The organism is Bacteroides sp. (assembly GCF_019417265.1).
In the GTDB taxonomy this organism is placed as follows: Bacteria; Bacteroidota; Bacteroidia; order Bacteroidales; family Bacteroidaceae; genus Phocaeicola.
The window spans coordinates 1-15,742 of sequence record NZ_DXVR01000068.1 but is presented as its reverse complement, the minus strand read 5'-3'; the positions used below and the strand labels follow the sequence as shown (position 1 = coordinate 15,742).

At 41.1% G+C, this 15,742-nt stretch carries 13 protein-coding genes and 1 pseudogene; 11 read left to right on the top strand and 3 right to left on the bottom strand.

The features are described 5' to 3' along the window. Positions 1-60: 60 nt before the first annotated feature. Positions 61-300 (bottom strand): annotated as a pseudogene (locus QZ379_RS08925) (CNNM domain-containing protein); the annotation flags it as partial. Positions 301-605: 305 nt separating this feature from the next. Here QZ379_RS08925 and QZ379_RS08920 point away from each other — a divergent pair. From QZ379_RS08920 to QZ379_RS08885, 8 genes are all read left to right on the top strand, one after another. Further along, the gene (locus QZ379_RS08920) at positions 606-2,939 is read left to right on the top strand and encodes a TonB-dependent receptor (protein ID WP_291563391.1); all 2,334 of its coding nucleotides are present in this window, start codon (positions 606-608) and stop codon (positions 2,937-2,939) included. A gap of 21 nt (positions 2,940-2,960) precedes the next feature. Continuing rightward, positions 2,961-4,349 carry a DUF4374 domain-containing protein gene (locus tag QZ379_RS08915; RefSeq protein ID WP_291563389.1) on the top strand — a complete coding sequence of 463 codons (1,389 nt, stop codon included), beginning with the start codon at positions 2,961-2,963 and terminating at the stop codon, positions 4,347-4,349. 15 nt (positions 4,350-4,364) lie between these two features. Next, positions 4,365-5,480, top strand: coding sequence for a PepSY domain-containing protein (locus tag QZ379_RS08910; protein WP_291563387.1), 1,116 nt, complete (start codon positions 4,365-4,367; stop codon positions 5,478-5,480). A 144-nt stretch (positions 5,481-5,624) separates the two neighbouring features. Beyond that, the gene (gene aroA, locus QZ379_RS08905; RefSeq protein WP_291563385.1) at positions 5,625-6,857 is read left to right on the top strand and encodes a 3-phosphoshikimate 1-carboxyvinyltransferase; all 1,233 of its coding nucleotides are present in this window, start codon (positions 5,625-5,627) and stop codon (positions 6,855-6,857) included. Positions 6,858-6,861: 4 nt separating this feature from the next. After that, positions 6,862-7,281, top strand: a complete 420-nt coding sequence (locus QZ379_RS08900) for a phospholipase (protein WP_291563383.1) — start codon at positions 6,862-6,864, stop codon at positions 7,279-7,281. Positions 7,282-7,368: 87 nt separating this feature from the next. Beyond that, on the top strand, positions 7,369-8,187 hold the full coding sequence (locus QZ379_RS08895) for a metal ABC transporter permease (RefSeq protein ID WP_291563381.1): 819 nt from the start codon (positions 7,369-7,371) through the stop codon (positions 8,185-8,187). 33 nt (positions 8,188-8,220) lie between these two features. Further along, positions 8,221-8,643, top strand: a complete 423-nt coding sequence (gene tsaE / locus QZ379_RS08890; protein ID WP_291563371.1) for a tRNA (adenosine(37)-N6)-threonylcarbamoyltransferase complex ATPase subunit type 1 TsaE — start codon at positions 8,221-8,223, stop codon at positions 8,641-8,643. A gap of 2 nt (positions 8,644-8,645) precedes the next feature. Continuing rightward, positions 8,646-8,876 (top strand): immunity 17 family protein, encoded by a 231-nt coding sequence (locus QZ379_RS08885; RefSeq protein WP_291563369.1) that lies wholly within the window; start codon positions 8,646-8,648, stop codon positions 8,874-8,876. Between the two features lie 58 nt (positions 8,877-8,934). Here the strand turns inward: QZ379_RS08885 and QZ379_RS08880 are convergent, their stop codons facing one another. Together QZ379_RS08880 and QZ379_RS08875 are read right to left on the bottom strand one after the other, a co-directional pair. Then, positions 8,935-10,392, bottom strand: a complete 1,458-nt coding sequence (locus tag QZ379_RS08880; protein ID WP_291563367.1) for an aminoacyl-histidine dipeptidase — start codon at positions 10,390-10,392, stop codon at positions 8,935-8,937. Positions 10,393-10,404: 12 nt separating this feature from the next. Further along, positions 10,405-11,412, bottom strand: a complete 1,008-nt coding sequence (locus QZ379_RS08875; protein ID WP_291563365.1) for a lysylphosphatidylglycerol synthase transmembrane domain-containing protein — start codon at positions 11,410-11,412, stop codon at positions 10,405-10,407. 115 nt (positions 11,413-11,527) lie between these two features. Here QZ379_RS08875 and rsmA point away from each other — a divergent pair, with 115 nt between their 5' ends. The 3 genes from rsmA (at position 11,528) to QZ379_RS08860 (ending at position 15,677) form a co-directional block, all read left to right on the top strand. Further along, a complete protein-coding gene (gene rsmA / locus QZ379_RS08870; RefSeq protein ID WP_291563363.1) occupies positions 11,528-12,337 on the top strand; it encodes a 16S rRNA (adenine(1518)-N(6)/adenine(1519)-N(6))-dimethyltransferase RsmA in 810 nt (269 codons plus the stop codon). A 40-nt stretch (positions 12,338-12,377) separates the two neighbouring features. Then, the gene (gene mgtE / locus QZ379_RS08865; RefSeq protein WP_291563360.1) at positions 12,378-13,718 is read left to right on the top strand and encodes a magnesium transporter; all 1,341 of its coding nucleotides are present in this window, start codon (positions 12,378-12,380) and stop codon (positions 13,716-13,718) included. A gap of 159 nt (positions 13,719-13,877) precedes the next feature. Then, entirely contained in the window at positions 13,878-15,677 is a 1,800-nt protein-coding gene (locus QZ379_RS08860) for a DUF349 domain-containing protein (RefSeq protein WP_291563356.1), read from the top strand. The last annotated feature ends 65 nt before the right edge of the window (positions 15,678-15,742 follow it).

Here is a 15,742-nt window from a genome sequence, read left to right as displayed (position 1 = left end):
CTGACTCTCAATTTCCGATTGCTCAATTCGCAAAGCATTTCTTTTTGACTATAAGTCCACAGCTATCTGGTTTCCTGAATAAATACCGGTAAGGATTCCGATGAGAGTAATACCTATCTGTACTGTAGAAAGAAATCTGTCCGGTTCGTTTGCAAGTTTTAAAGCTGTTTTAGCAGATTTGTTTCCGTTTTTAGCGTCAGCGGAAAGACGTGATTTACGGGCTGATATAAGTGCTACCTCGGACATCGCAAAAACACCGTTGAGCAATATCAATCCGATGATAATAAAGACTTCGTTCATAAATATATTAAATGTTTTCAACAGCAAAAATAATAGATTGTTCACTCTAAAGACGAATTAATAACATTCTATTAGAAAGTTTTAACAATATGAATACTGCCATTTTCGGGCAATACCTAAAAATGATTAGAGAGGAGGTGAAATACAGAAAAAATATACCTAAAAATAGCGATTGCATGAAAATGGGGACGGCAGTAATTTTGCATCCGGAATTAAAGGTATTAGAAAACATATTTATAAGGTATTAGTTTATGAGCAAAACACTGTGGAGTCAGTATTCTAAAGTTTTATTTCTTTTTGCCGCAATGGCATTTTGCATTACAGCTAAAGCAGAGATACAGAAAGTAATTCTTTCGGGTAGTGTGAAATCGACAGACAAGAGTCCTGTGGATTTTGCAACTGTCTATCTGAAAGATACTAACTTCGGATGTACTACTGACGAAAGGGGTGAATACAGTCTTAATGCTCCGGCAGGAAATTACACACTTGTGGTTTCGGCCATAGGGTTTGAGACATACGAAAAGAGTATCACAATAGGCAGCCACAACAGCAAACACAGAATTACGCTTAAACCGTCGGTGACAGAGCTTGACGAGGTAGTGGTGGTTTCCAATGGTGTCAGCCGCCTGAAACGTTCGGCATTCAATGCTGTGGCGGTTGACACAAAAGAAATGAAAAACAGTACGAAAAGCCTCAGCGACGCACTTGCAAAAGCTCCGGGTATGAAACTCAGAGAATCTGGAGGTGTAGGCTCGGATATGCAGATGATGCTTGACGGATTCAGCGGCAAACATGTGAAGGTTTTCATCGATGGTGTTCCGCAGGAAGGAGTGGGAAGTTCATTCGGCCTCAACAATATCCCGGTTAATTTTGCAGAAAGAATAGAGGTATATAAAGGTGTTGTTCCCGTAGGCTTCGGCTCGGACGCCATTGGAGGAGTTATCAACATCGTTACAAACAAGAAAAAGCGTAACTGGTTTCTTGATGCTTCATACTCATACGGTTCGTTCAATACGCACAAATCGAATATCCACTTCGGCCGGACTCTGAGGAACGGATTTACTTATGAGATAAATGCTTTCCAGAATTACTCGGACAACAATTATTACATAGACGGCTCGATAAAGGATTTCGAAACCGGAAATATCAATGCTGGAATAAGCAGAGTGAAAAGATTTAATGACACTTATCACAATGAAGCTGTAATCGGAAAAATTGGCGTAGTTGACAAGGGATGGGCAGACCGACTTATGCTCGGATTTACCTATTCGAATATGTATCAGGACATACAGACCGGTGTACGTCAGAATATTGTCTATGGCGAAAAGCACAGAAAAGGGTATTCGCTTATGCCTTCGGTGGAATACAGAAAGAGAGACCTTATACTAAAAGGACTTGAACTGACACTGACAGGAAACTACAACAGAAACACCACTTATAATGTAGACACAGCAGCCTATGAGTACAACTGGTTGGGCGACAAAAAACTGATGAATACCCGCGGCGAACAGTCATATCAGTATTCGCGTGCGGATAATGACAACTGGAACAGTACCCTCACACTGAACTACAGAATAGGCAAGGCTCATTTCATTACATTTAATAATGTGTTCAATGCTTTCCGACGCGAAAACACTTCGCTACTGACAAAGGAAGAACAGACGGATCCTATAGAAAAACGTACAAGAAAAAATATCAGTGGGCTTTCATACAGACTGATGATGTCGGAGCGGTGGAACTTTTCAGCTTTCGCAAAGCAATATTTACAGTATGTGTCCGGTCCGCAAGCCACTGACGCAAATAATTCAGACTTTGTGCGTACAGATAGAAAAGTAAGCTCAACAGGCTACGGAGCGGCAGGTACATTCTTCGTAATACCGTCATTGCAGATTAAACTCTCTTATGAAAAAGCCTACCGTCTGCCTACTATAGAAGAAATGTTCGGTGACGAAGACCTGGAAATGGGTGATGTAAGTATCCGTCCGGAGAACAGCGACAATATAAATCTGAATATCAGCTATAACAAAACCTTCGGTAAACACAGTGTTTATGTAGAAGGAGGACTTGTATATCGCGATACAAAGGATTATATACAGAGAAACATTGCCGACCTTAGCGGCGGCAAGATGGCTGCAACGTATATAAACTACGGAAAAGTCCTAACTAAGGGAGTCAATGCTTCTGTAAGATACGGTTTCAGCAACCGGCTGAGTATCGGAGGGAATTTCACCAGAATGGATGTAAGGGACAATCAGGAAATGGCAATTGGAACGAATCAGCCCAATTTAGCTTATAAGGAACGTATGCCAAACATTCCTTATATGTTTGCCGATTCGGATATAAACCTCTACTGGCACAACTTGTTTGAGAAAGGCAATACACTGACTTTTACATACGACAACCAGTATCTGCACAGCTTTTCATACTATTCGCAAGTGATAGGCTCAAGCAGCGACTACATTGTACCAAACCAGTTTTCGCACAACATAAGCCTTTCATACAGCATGAAGAAAGGAAGATACAACATTTCCTTCGAATGCCGCAACCTGACGGATGAAAAGCTATACGACAATTTCAGCCTTCAGAAAGCTGGAAGGGCTTTCTACGGAAAACTGAGAATATATTTATTTAATGAATAAATTAATAATTAAAAATTAAGTATGAAAAATCTTATCAAAAGCGCAGCTATAGTATGTGGAATAGCTGTTTCTGCAACATCTTGTACAGAAGAGAATATCAGCAACAACAATAATAACAATGCCTCAAAAGGACAATACGTGATAGCTGCATCGGTTACGGCATCCGGGAATACCACAAACGTACTTCTTACAGCTTCATCACTCGACAAAGGTACTGTCTCGACAAGAAACAACGGTCTTGTGAACGATGGGGCTACACAGTGGATATACTATAACAACCAGTATCTTTACGGACTGGCATATAATCAGGGAAATGCAGGTGTAACCACATCATTCATACTCGATGCAAACAATGATATCAAGAAGAGAAACGGTGAATTCGCCATCAGACGATTTACGACTTTCGGCACATACGGAAAATATATCATGACCACTTCTACAGGCGACGGGCCAACAGAATGGAACGACGAGAACGGTTACACTCCGAAATCATTCCTTATTTCTTACTTGGATGCCGCAGGAGAAAAATACACCACAAACGATACTAAAAACGAGAAGTATCTGTCGGAAAATTTCCTTGGCAACGGAGAGTATGTAACTTTAGCCGGACTTTTTGAAAATAACGGAAAAATATTTTCTGCTGCCATTCCTATGGGACTGAGCCAATATGGAACAAAATTTGAGAATGGGAAATGGGTTTTGCCAGGCAATGAGGATTTGATAAAAAAAGAAGCAGGCGGCAGTGGAAGCAGCTCATACAAAAAAGATGAACTGCAGTGGACACAATACCCGAATGAATGCCACATAGCAATCTTCAATGACGAAACTCTTACAGAAAAGAAAATCATCACTACTGACAAGATAAGCTATGCTGCAGGGAGAATGAAATCGCAGTACTACCAGATGGTCTGGAGCGCAGGCAACGGTGATATTTATGTTTTCTCACCAAGCTATGCCAAAACCATGACAGACAGCCGACAGCAGACTACACTGCCGGCCGGAGTGGTAAGAATACCTGCCGGAACAGAGGCTTTTGACGATTATTACTGCAACATAGAAGAGCAGTCGGGTGGAAAATCATTCATGCGCTGCTGGCCTATAGCTGACGACTATTTCCTTTTGCTAATGTACGACCGTCCATTCTCTGAAACAGGTTATACGGCAAATAAGCTTGCAATCTTCAAGGCAGAGGACAAAAAGCTTACTTATGTTACCGGAATGCCTTCCGACATAAGCGGATTCGGCAACACTCCATATGTGGAAAACGGGAAAGCTTATATAGCGGTAACTACTACTTCAGGTTATCCGGCAATATACAAAATAGACTCTGCTACAGGTAACGCAACAAAAGGACTAACTGTAGAAGCTACACAACTTTCGGGTGTAGGAAGACTTAATGTAACGGAATAAAAATGTTTAATCAGAATGAAAAAACTACTACATAAGATACATCTCTGGCTTTCTATCCCTTTTGGGCTGATAATCACTGTAATATGCTTCACAGGTGCCACACTGGTATTTGAACAGGATATCACACGTGCCCTGAACAAGCATCTTTATCAGGTGGAGATTCCTCAGGGAAAAGAAAGGCTGAGTCCTTCGGAGGTTATAAATATCGTACAGGACAGACATGACGAAATGGAAATTTCGTCTGTCAGCATCCCGAAAGCCGCAGATGCCACATACCAGATTAGCTTCAGCAATGGCGGAAAGAAAGTTCTTTTCGTAAATCCTTATACCGGTGAAAGCATAGGCTTGTCGAAGTCATACCCTTTCTTCCAGACTATGAGAAAACTGCACAGATGGTTTCTTGACGCTCCGAAAAGCAAAGAAAGCATATCGGCCGGAAGAATGATTGTGGGAATATCTACCATAGCGATGACGGTAATTCTAATAAGCGGATTGGTGATTTGGATTCCACGTACACGTAAGGCATTGAAAAACAGGCTTACTGTAGCGTGCGGCAAAGGAAACAGAAGGCTGATATACGACTCGCACGTAGCACTCGGTTTCTATGCCACAATATTCCTCCTGCTCATGGCACTGACCGGACCGACATGGTCGTTCGGATGGTATAGAGAAGCCGCATATTCACTACTTGGAGCCGAACCTCAAACCCAGAGCCCTAAAACCGGACACGGTTACGGACATAATGAAAAAAAGGAAAACGGTAAAACGGAACGCCAACAAGAGAATACCATAACATACGATATTGCTCTTAAAGAAATACAGAGCCAATATCCTGAATACAACTATATCAAATTGAGCAAGAACGAAGCGACAGTAGCACTGAACAAAAACGGATACAGACAGGAATCGGACAACATAAAGTTCAACCCTAAGACCGGCAAAATAACCGAAATCAGGAAATTCGAGGACAACAGCGTGAGACAGAATCTCAGAGGACTGATATATTCGCTGCACGTAGGAACTTGGGGTGGTTCTGTTACAAAAGTCCTTTACTTCCTGGCAGCACTGATAGGTGCCACTCTCCCACTGACGGGATACTACCTTTGGCTGAAAAAGAAGAAAATAATATAAATAAAAAAACTTAATACTTTCATCTGGTCACGACGGTGTTTCTGCAAGCATCGTCGTGATTTGCATTTGCAAGATTGGATTTTTCCCATATAACGATTTGATAAAAAATAAATATGTATCTTTGCAATGTAAATTGAGTATAACATGAATAAAATAAAGGTATCATCTCCTGAAAAAATAACTGCACGCATACAGCTGCCTTCGTCAAAGAGTATATGCAACAGGGCACTTGTTATTAAGGCTTTATCAAAAAATGAGGATAAAAGCATTGACAATCTGTCCGACTGCGACGACACGAGTGTAATGATAAAGGCTCTGAAAAATATGCCGGAAACGATAGATATTATGGCTGCCGGAACGGCAATGAGATTTCTCACAGCTTATCTTTCAGTCACAGAGGGAGTACATGTTATTACCGGAACTGAAAGAATGAGACAACGCCCGATAAAAATTCTTGTGGATGCTCTTAGGAGTATCGGTGCAGATATAGAATACACTGAGAATGAAGGTTTTCCTCCTCTGAGAATAAAAGGAAGAGAACTTGAAGGAGAAGAAATCAAACTTCCTGGAAATGTGAGTTCACAATATATCTCGGCTCTAATGATGATAGGTCCTGTCCTCAAAAACGGTTTTAGACTGAGGCTTACAGGTGATATAATTTCACGCCCGTATATCAATCTTACAATAGAAATTATGAAAGAGTTCGGTGGAAAAGCCGAATGGACAGGCGATAATCTCATAACAATATATTCCCAACCTTATAAAGCTATCCCCTATTATGTGGAAAGCGACTGGAGTGCAGCGTCTTACTGGTATGAGATGGCGGCTCTCTCGGACGAAGCGTGTATAGAACTTCCGGGACTTTTTGAAAAGAGTTTCCAAGGAGATTCTAAAGTGGCCGAACTGTTTGAACAGCTTGGTGTAAGCACAGAATATGGCGACAAGTATGTCACACTCAGGAAAAGCGGAAAGCATACAGAGATGATGGAGTATGATTTTGTGAACCAGCCTGACTTGGCACAGACTTTTGTTGTAACCTGCTGCATGATGGGAATTCCGTTCCGCTTCAGTGGTTTGCAGAGCCTTAAGATAAAGGAAACAGACCGTATGGCGGCTCTGATAACAGAAATGAGAAAATTAGGTTACACTATATCGGAAAGCAATGATTCGGTATTGTTATGGAACGGTGAAAGATGTGAAAGTGAAACAACCCCTGCTATTGACACATATGAGGACCACAGAATGGCTATGGCGTTTGCCCCTGCTGCACTGAAACTCAAGAACATAAGAATAAATAATCCGCAAGTGGTTTCCAAATCTTATCCGGGATTCTGGAATGACTTGAAAAAGGCCGGTTTCATCATTACGGAGGAATAATATTATGTGGATATTGATAATTGCACTTATAGGAGTAACGCTGTTCGGACTTATAGCCGGATATTTCTATAACCGGAACATCCAGAAGAAAATAGAAAAAGGTGAAATAGCCGAAGAACCGGAAGTGGTGGAAGTGGACAGCGAATGCTGCGGACAGCACGAAACATGCGAGAAAGACAGTCTTCTTGCCGCAGTGAGCAAAAAAATAGAATATTATGACGATGAGGAGCTGGACAGATTTAAAGGACGTCCATCCGACAGCTACACTGAAGAGGAAGTCGAGGAGTTCAGAGATATCATGTATTCCACTCAGGAAGTGGAAGTGGCAGGATGGTGCAGAAGCCTGCAACTGCGTGGTATAGAACTGCCCGATGAACTTAAAGACGAACTGTTCCTTATTGTGAGGGAACGGAGGGTACATTGATTTAATTAAGAATTAAGAATTAATAGTTATTGGTTGTTAGAGTAATGGGTATGCTACTAACAACTAAAATCTAAAAACTCAAAATATATGTCCGATTTCATAGAACTGTTCCAATATACATTTTTCCAGAACGCGCTATTGGGAAGTCTTTTTGCAAGCATAGCCTGTGGTATAATAGGCACATACATTGTAACAAGAAGACTTGTTTTCATTAGTGGCGGAATTACGCATGCGTCGTTCGGAGGAATCGGGATAGGACTATACACCGGAATCTCTCCCCTGCTTACCGCTGCGATTTTTTCAGTTTTGTCGGCATTCGGAGTGGAATGGCTGAGCAAGAGAAGCGATATGAGGGAAGATTCGGCCATTGCAGTATTCTGGACATTGGGTATGGCAATAGGAATTATCTTCAGTTTCTTGGCTCCGGGATTTACACCTGAACTGTCTTCTTTCCTGTTCGGGAATATACTCACCATTACGCTCAGTGATATTATCCTGCTCTGCATAATCAGTTTTGCATTGGCAATATTCTTTACAGTATTCCTGAGGCAGATAGTATCAATAGCATTCGACAGGGAATTTGCCCGCTCACAGCATCTGCCGGTAGCACAGTTTGAATATGTACTGATGATGTTTATAGCACTTACCATTGTGGCCTGCCTGAGAATGATTGGCATAGTTCTTGTGATATCACTGCTCACACTGCCACAGATGACAGCAAACCTGTTTACATACAGTTTCAGGAAAATCATACTGCTGTCGGTCGTTATAGGTTACATCAGTTGTCTTGGAGGGCTGCTGCTATCGTATCATCTGCAGGTTCCGTCGGGAGCATCAATCATATTTACTTCTATAGTGATATATGCAATAGCGAAACTGATAAGCTCAATAAAAAGCAAGAACTAAAAACTAATAACTTAAAACTTAAAAAATATAAGTATGGAAATAAAGATTAATTCATTAGATCAAATCCACGAGGTAGCGAAACAGTTCATCGCCGAAATGGGTGACAATACAGTTTTTGCATTTTATGGCAAAATGGGTGCCGGCAAGACTACATTCATAAAGGCTGTATGTGAGGAACTTGGAGTGACAGACGTGATAAACTCTCCTACGTTTGCAATAGTAAACGAATATCGTTCTGAAACTGCCGGAGAACTGATTTATCACTTCGACTTCTACAGAATAAAGAAGATTGAAGAAGTTTACGACATGGGATACGAGGATTATTTCTACAGTGGAGCACTTTGTTTCATAGAATGGCCGGAACTGATAGAAGATTTGCTCCCTGGAAATACAGTTAATGTATATATAGAAGAAGCTGAAGACGGAACACGTTCTGTACACTTCGATGCCGAATAAACATGATTGCACATTATATAATACAGTCGGTTTTCGTACTGGTAGGAATATTGGCTTTACTGGCCTCTGTATTCAACTGGGAATGGTTTTTCAATGCCCAGAACTCACAGTTCATCGTCAAAGCATTAGGAAGGAACAGGTCGAGAGTTTTCTATGCCTTGTTAGGCATTGGGATGATAGCGGCAGGAGTATATTTCTTTCTGTCTGTGCAGGAAACTATGATGATGAAATAAATATATAAAAGCAAAGGCGGCCAAAAAGCCGCCTTTTACTTTTTATGACTATGGTTTATTACTTCAACGGAGTATTTTCCAAAGTTGCAATAAGGAAATCATAGAATTTCTGAACTGAAGGTATGTTGCAACGTTCTTCCGGAGTATGAGGACACTGCAGTGTCGGACCGAATGAAATCATGTCCAATCCCGGCATTACAGCACCGATAATACCGCATTCAAGACCTGCATGGATAACCTTCACCTCCGGTTCTTCGCCAAACTGTGCCTTATAAGATGCTTTCATGGCATGAAGTATAGGAGAATTTACGTTTGGTTCCCATCCTGAATAGCCTCCTGAACGGACTACGTGCATACCGGCCATTGAGAAACAGCTTTCTATTGATGTATTGCGATAATCCTTCATTGACTCGCGTGAACTGCGTGTAAGAACTTTTACAGCTGCTTTTCCACCGCCAATCTCTACAATCGCAAGGTTAGACGATGTTTCCACTGTATCAGGGATAGTAGGAATAAAACGTTCCACACCGTTAGGACAAGCAAAGATTGCATCCACAAGATTATCTCTGATTTCTTCAGGTACCATTGTCTTAGGAAGTTCCACACGTTCGGCAGTAAATGTGATACCTTCTTCTATAGTGGCAAACTCGTCACGCCATACCTGCTCGCACTCGCCTACGAAAGCAAGTACATCTTCTACTTCTGTTTCAGGTACTGTTATTACCACTTCACATTCGCGCGGAATGGCATTTCGCATGTTTCCGCCTTCCCATGACACCAGGCAAGCCTCATCGTAAGTGATAACCTGATTCAGGAAGCGTGCCATAAGCTTATTGGCATTGGCATGTCCCCATCCTATCTGTATTCCGGAATGACCGCCTCGCAGGCCTTTCAGACTTACCTTCAATGCTACGTCTTCAGGGTCTGTTTCTTCTTCCTTATATTCCAATGTAGCTGTAAGGTCTTCACCTCCGGCACAACCGATATAAAGCTCTCCTTCTTCTTCAGAGTCAAGATTCAGCAATATGTCACCTTCGATAGTGCCGGGTTTCAATCCGAATGCACCGTACATACCGGTTTCCTCGTCGGCTGTGACAAGAGCTACCAACGGACCATGTTTCAAAGTCTTATCTTCCATGATGGCCATGATTGCAGCAACTCCCATACCGTTGTCCGAGCCTAAAGTAGTACCTTTGGCCTTAACCCATTCACCGTCGATGTATGTGCTGATAGGGTCTTTTTCGAAATCGTGTTCTGTTTCTTTATTTTTTTGAGGCACCATGTCCATATGTGCCTGAAGGATTACAGTCTTGCGGTTTTCCATACCAGGAGTGGCAGGCTTGCGATAGATAATATTTCCTGCTTCATCCTTAAACGTTTCAACACCGACACTCTTTCCGAATTCAAGCAAGAAAGACTGAATTTTCTCCAGATGTCCGGATGGATGAGGAATCTGTGTTATGGAATGAAAATGTTTCCACACATTCTGTGGAGCTAATGAAAGAATTTCGCTCATAGGTTTTGTTTTTTAATTATGAGTTTTGGGTTTATATTGTTTGTTGGCAAGCGGCAAAGCCACTAATCCGTATATGCCTAACAAAATTAGTAAAAAAGTTTGAATACCATGCACTAAAAGTGCAAATATTCCTGCATCGTCCTTACTTACCCCATACATCATCATCATGGTTATGACAGCAAAATGCCATGGACCGGCACCATTAGGGGTAGGTACAATAACGGCTATACTTCCAACTACAAACATCACAAGACCGGGCATAAGACCCAAATCTGCAGAGAAATCGAAGCTGTAGAAAGTGACATAGAACTGCAGGAAATAGCATATCCAAATACCTACAGTATATAGGATAAACAACGGTAAATTGCTCACATGACGTATGGAAAGACATCCCTGCCATATCTCAGATATTATTCCTTTCACCTTAGTGAATATGGAAAAACGTCTGATAAGCAAATATGCGAATATTATCAAAGCCAATATGCAGGCAATGGTGATGTAGAAATTGGTAGAGGCAAAAAGGTGAACGAAGAAGGCAGTGTCCGTACCTGTCTCCTTTATAAATTTAGCAAAAACTCCGGACTGCAACAAAAGAGTGGTAAAAGTTATTATGAGAACACAGACCGAATCGATGATACGTTCTGTAATGACTGTTCCGAGAGATTTGGAAAAAGACACTCCTTCATACTTTGCAAGAATGCCGCAACGTGACACCTCTCCTACTCTGGGAATAACAAGATTGGCTGCATAGGATACGAATATGGCATAAACACTGTTTCTCGCCTTAGGATATTCACCCAACGGAGCCAATGACAGGTTCCACCGCCAGCCGCGAAACAAATGGCCGAATACTCCGAACACCAACGAAAAAAGCATCCACCAATAATTGAAGCCCTCTTCCATCACTGAGAGCATTCTCTTGAAATCAAATCCCTTGTACGTCCAGACAAGGATGGCAGCACCGAGAAGAAGGGGCAAAACAAACTGCCATAATTTATTTAATAGTTTTTTTTGATTCACTTCGTACCAAAATCTGAAATTATTTAGATATTATTATGTAACTTTGCACAATGCAAATATACAATGCTTAACTGAATTAATACCACAATATTACAAAGAAATATCAGAATACGGAATGAAATTAGTTAAACCAAAGAAATTTCTGGGACAACATTTCCTGAAAGACCTGCAAGTGGCTAAAGATATAGCCGACACAATAGATACATGTCCTGATATACCTGTGCTGGAAGTCGGTCCGGGTATGGGAGTCCTGACACAGTACCTTATCCCTAAAAACAGGCCTCTGAAAGTTGTCGAACTGGATTTTGAGTCAGTAGCTTACCTAAAAGAGAATTTCGCTGAATTAGGTGAGAATATCATAGAGAAGGATTTCCTCAAAATGGACCTCAACAGCCTGTTTGACGGCAAGCCTTTCGTCCTGACGGGTAACTATCCGTACAATATTTCAAGCCAGATATTCTTCAAGATGCTTGACAACAAGGAAATCATACCTTGCTGCACAGGCATGATTCAGAAGGAAGTGGCCGAACGTATTGCCGCCAAGCCCGGAAACAAGACTTACGGAATACTGAGTGTGATGATTCAGGCATGGTATAATGTGGAATATCTGTTCACAGTGCATGAACATGTGTTCAATCCTCCTCCTAAGGTAAAAAGTGCAGTCATTAGAATGACAAGAAACGAAACTCAGGAGTTGGGATGCAATGAAAAGCTTTTCAAACAGATAGTAAAAACTACATTCAACCAAAGACGAAAGACTTTGAGAAATTCCATCTCACCAATCTTAGACAAGGCAAACCCGCTCAGTGCAGACCCGATATTCAACAAAAGGCCGGAACAGCTGTCTGTAGAAGATTTTATCGAACTGACAAACAGAGTGGAAAAGGCTTTGGCTCAGCCGGATTTACTAAACCAAGTGGAATAAGAGACTTTTATTCATCATAAACCTCTAAAAGTTAATCAGGATGAACAGCGAAGAAATCAAAAAAATCACGGAACTAATAGAGAATAAGGAACCTGACAAGGTAAAGGAACTCCTTAATGATTTACATCCTGCCGATATAGCAGAACTCTGCAACGAACTGAATGCAGAGAATGCCAGATTCGTCTATCTGCTTCTTGACAATGAAACAGCAGCCGACGTACTCGTGGAAATGGACGAGGACGCACGTAAAGAATTTCTTGACATTCTGCCATCGGAAACAATCGCTAAACGCTTTGTAGACTACATGGACTCGGATGACGCCGTGGATATCATCCGAGAAATGGACGAGGACAAACAGGAAGAAGTCCTGTCGCACATTGAAGACATCGAACAGGCCGGTGACATCGTAGACCTTCTGAAATATGATGAAGATACCGCAGGCGGTCTGATGGGTACGGAAATGGTGATAGTGAAAGAGAACTGGAGTATGCCCGAATGTCTGAGGGAAATGCGTATTCAGGCTGAAGAAATGGACGAAATCTACTATGTGTATGTAGTAGACGACGACGAACGTCTGAGAGGTGTGTTCCCACTCAAAAAGATGATAACCAGCCCATCCGTGTCAAAAGTCAAACACGTGATGAAGAAAGACCCTGTATCGGTACATGTGGACACACCGATAGAAGAGGTGGTACAGATAATCGAAAAGTATGACCTTGTGGCTGTGCCTGTAGTAGACAGTATAGGACGACTGGTAGGACGAATCACCGTAGACGACGTTATGGACGAAGTACGTGAACAGGCCGAAAGGGATTACCAGTTGGCATCCGGTCTCTCGCAGGACGTAGAATCAGACGATAACGTATTCAGACAGACTACGGCACGTCTGCCATGGCTTATCATAGGTATGCTCGGAGGAATAGGCAACTCAATGATTTTGGGAAACTTCGACAGTACTTTTGCTGCACATCCGGAAATGGCCTTGTACATTCCGCTGATTGGTGGTACAGGAGGAAATGTCGGTACACAGTCATCGGCACTTGTAGTACAGGGACTTGCCAACAGTTCGCTTGACTCTGCAAATACACTGAAGCAGGTAGCAAAGGAAGCTGTTGTGGCACTGATTAATGCATCCATAATCTCACTGCTGGTATATGTATATAACTTTATACGCTTCGGCGCAACTGCAACAGTAAGTTATTCTGTATCTATCAGTCTTTTTGCAGTTGTCATGTTTGCATCTATTTTCGGAACATTAGTCCCTATGACACTGGAAAAACTGAAGATAGATCCGGCTATAGCTACCGGTCCGTTCATATCAATTACAAACGACATTATAGGCATGATGCTATATATGGGAATAACCGTTTTATTGTCATAAGAAAGTTATTCATATTTATTGTAACAGCTGTAAAAGTGTAGTATTTTTCTGCCGAAAATAAAAATACTGTACACAAAATTATGATTTTTAAATATTATTTCTTTAATTTGTAATTATAACATTCTAAAAAAAGAAACATTCATAAATATCTACATACGCATGGAAGTTAATGAAACAAACCGCCCGCTAACCGAAGATCAGACAAATGTATCTGAAACTTTGGTTCCTACTGTTGAAGAAACAACAGATAACGTAAAGTATGAACCTAAGCAGACTAAGGAGGAAGTAATACTACGTTTAAAAGAAATAAACAAAAACGCATGTGAAGCAGACAAACAGGAAATTGACCTGCTGAAACAAACGTTTTACAAACTACATAAGGCTGAACAGGAAGCTAACAAAAAGGCCTTTATCGAATCGGGCGGAGACGCCGGTTCCTTTACTCCAAGTCCAGACCCAATGGAAGCAGAAATGAAATCCGTGTTGTCTGAAATAAAGGAAAAAAGAAATTCCATGATAGCTGCATTAGAGAAAGAAAAAGAAGAAAATCTCCAGAAGAAAATGGACATTCTGGAGAAGATGAAGAATCTTACAGATTTATCAGAAGATGCAGGAAAGAACTACAATGAATTCAAGGCTCTGCAACAGGAATGGAATGAGATAAAGTTGATTCCTGCAAACAAAATAAATGAAATATGGAAGACTTATCAGTTGTATACTGAGAAATTCTATGATATGCTGAAACTCAACAATGAGTTCAGAGAATATGACTTCAAAAAGAACCTTGAACTGAAGACACGTATCTGCGAAGCTGCAGAAAAGTTGGCAGAAGAACCTGACGTGATTTCAGCTTTCCACCAACTACAAAAGTTACATCAGGAATTCCGCGAAATAGGCCCTGTAGCAAAAGAAATGCGCGAAAACATCTGGGCAAGATTTAAAGCTGCATCGACTGCCGTAAACAAAAGACACCAACAGCATTTTGAGGACTTGAAAGAGCAGGAACAGAACAATCTTGACCAGAAAACTGTGATTTGCGAAATAGCAGAAGCTATGGAATACGACAAATTCACAACATTCACCGACTGGGAAGACAAGACTCAGGAAATACTCGCTCTTCAGGCTAAATGGAAAACCATCGGTTATGCACCGCAAAAAATGAATCTGAAGATTTTCGAAAGATTCCGTGCTGCATGTGATGAGTTTTTCAAGCGTAAAGCAGAGTTCTTCAAGAACGTGAAAGAAAACATGTCGCTGAATCTTGAAAAGAAGAAAGAGCTGTGCGAAAAGGCCGAGGCACTGAAAGACAGTACAAACTGGAAGGAAACAGCAGACATCCTGACAAAACTCCAGAAGGAATGGAAGACAATAGGTCCTGTACAGAAAAAGTACTCGGATGCTGTATGGAAACGCTTTATAGGAGCGTGTGATTACTTCTTCGAACAGAAAGCCAAGGCAACATCTTCTCAGCGTTCGGAAGAACTTGAGAATTTAAGTAAGAAAGAGGCTGTTCTGAAACAGATAGAGGAACTTGAAAAAACTGAAGTTTACGATGAAACTGTAGGAGACAAAATCAAATCACTGATATCGGAATGGAACAGTATCGGTTTTGTTCCTTTCAAGGATAAAGACAGACTGTACAAAGAGTTCCGCACTTTAGTAGACAAGATATTCGACAAGGCAAACCTTTCTGCAGCTGAGAAGAAGCTCAATACTTATAAATCGGGACTGAGCAAAGAAACAAATCTGTATAAGGAAAGGGAAAAGTTGGTCAGAATATACGAAAGAATCAAAAACGAAATCAAGACCTACGAAAATAACCTTGGTTTCTTAAGTTCGTCTTCGAAAAAAGGTAATTCTCTGGTAAATGAAATATCAAGAAAAATTGAAAAACTGAAAAACGACCTTGAACTGACTCAGAAGAAGATTGAAGCTATAGATGAAACGATGAAGGAATAATCTGAATATACATTATAATCGAGTAGGAGGAAAACGAAGTAGTTTTCTTCCTACTTTCGTTTTCC

What these genes read in the sequence shown, in the direction of transcription:
- QZ379_RS08885 (WP_291563369.1), top strand. Translation starts at nt 8,646, where the DNA reads ATGATTGCACATTATATAATACAGTCGGTTTTCGTACTGGTAGGAATA.
- rsmA (WP_291563363.1), top strand. Translation starts at nt 11,528, where the DNA reads ATGAAATTAGTTAAACCAAAGAAATTTCTGGGACAACATTTCCTGAAA.
- QZ379_RS08910 (WP_291563387.1), top strand. Translation starts at nt 4,365, where the DNA reads ATGAAAAAACTACTACATAAGATACATCTCTGGCTTTCTATCCCTTTT.
- QZ379_RS08900 (WP_291563383.1), top strand. Translation starts at nt 6,862, where the DNA reads ATGTGGATATTGATAATTGCACTTATAGGAGTAACGCTGTTCGGACTT.
- aroA (WP_291563385.1), top strand. Translation starts at nt 5,625, where the DNA reads ATGAATAAAATAAAGGTATCATCTCCTGAAAAAATAACTGCACGCATA.
- QZ379_RS08920 (WP_291563391.1), top strand. Translation starts at nt 606, where the DNA reads ATGGCATTTTGCATTACAGCTAAAGCAGAGATACAGAAAGTAATTCTT.
- QZ379_RS08860 (WP_291563356.1), top strand. Translation starts at nt 13,878, where the DNA reads ATGGAAGTTAATGAAACAAACCGCCCGCTAACCGAAGATCAGACAAAT.
- mgtE (WP_291563360.1), top strand. Translation starts at nt 12,378, where the DNA reads ATGAACAGCGAAGAAATCAAAAAAATCACGGAACTAATAGAGAATAAG.
- QZ379_RS08895 (WP_291563381.1), top strand. Translation starts at nt 7,369, where the DNA reads ATGTCCGATTTCATAGAACTGTTCCAATATACATTTTTCCAGAACGCG.
- QZ379_RS08915 (WP_291563389.1), top strand. Translation starts at nt 2,961, where the DNA reads ATGAAAAATCTTATCAAAAGCGCAGCTATAGTATGTGGAATAGCTGTT.
- tsaE (WP_291563371.1), top strand. Translation starts at nt 8,221, where the DNA reads ATGGAAATAAAGATTAATTCATTAGATCAAATCCACGAGGTAGCGAAA.
- QZ379_RS08880 (WP_291563367.1), bottom strand. Translation starts at nt 10,392, where the DNA reads ATGAGCGAAATTCTTTCATTAGCTCCACAGAATGTGTGGAAACATTTT.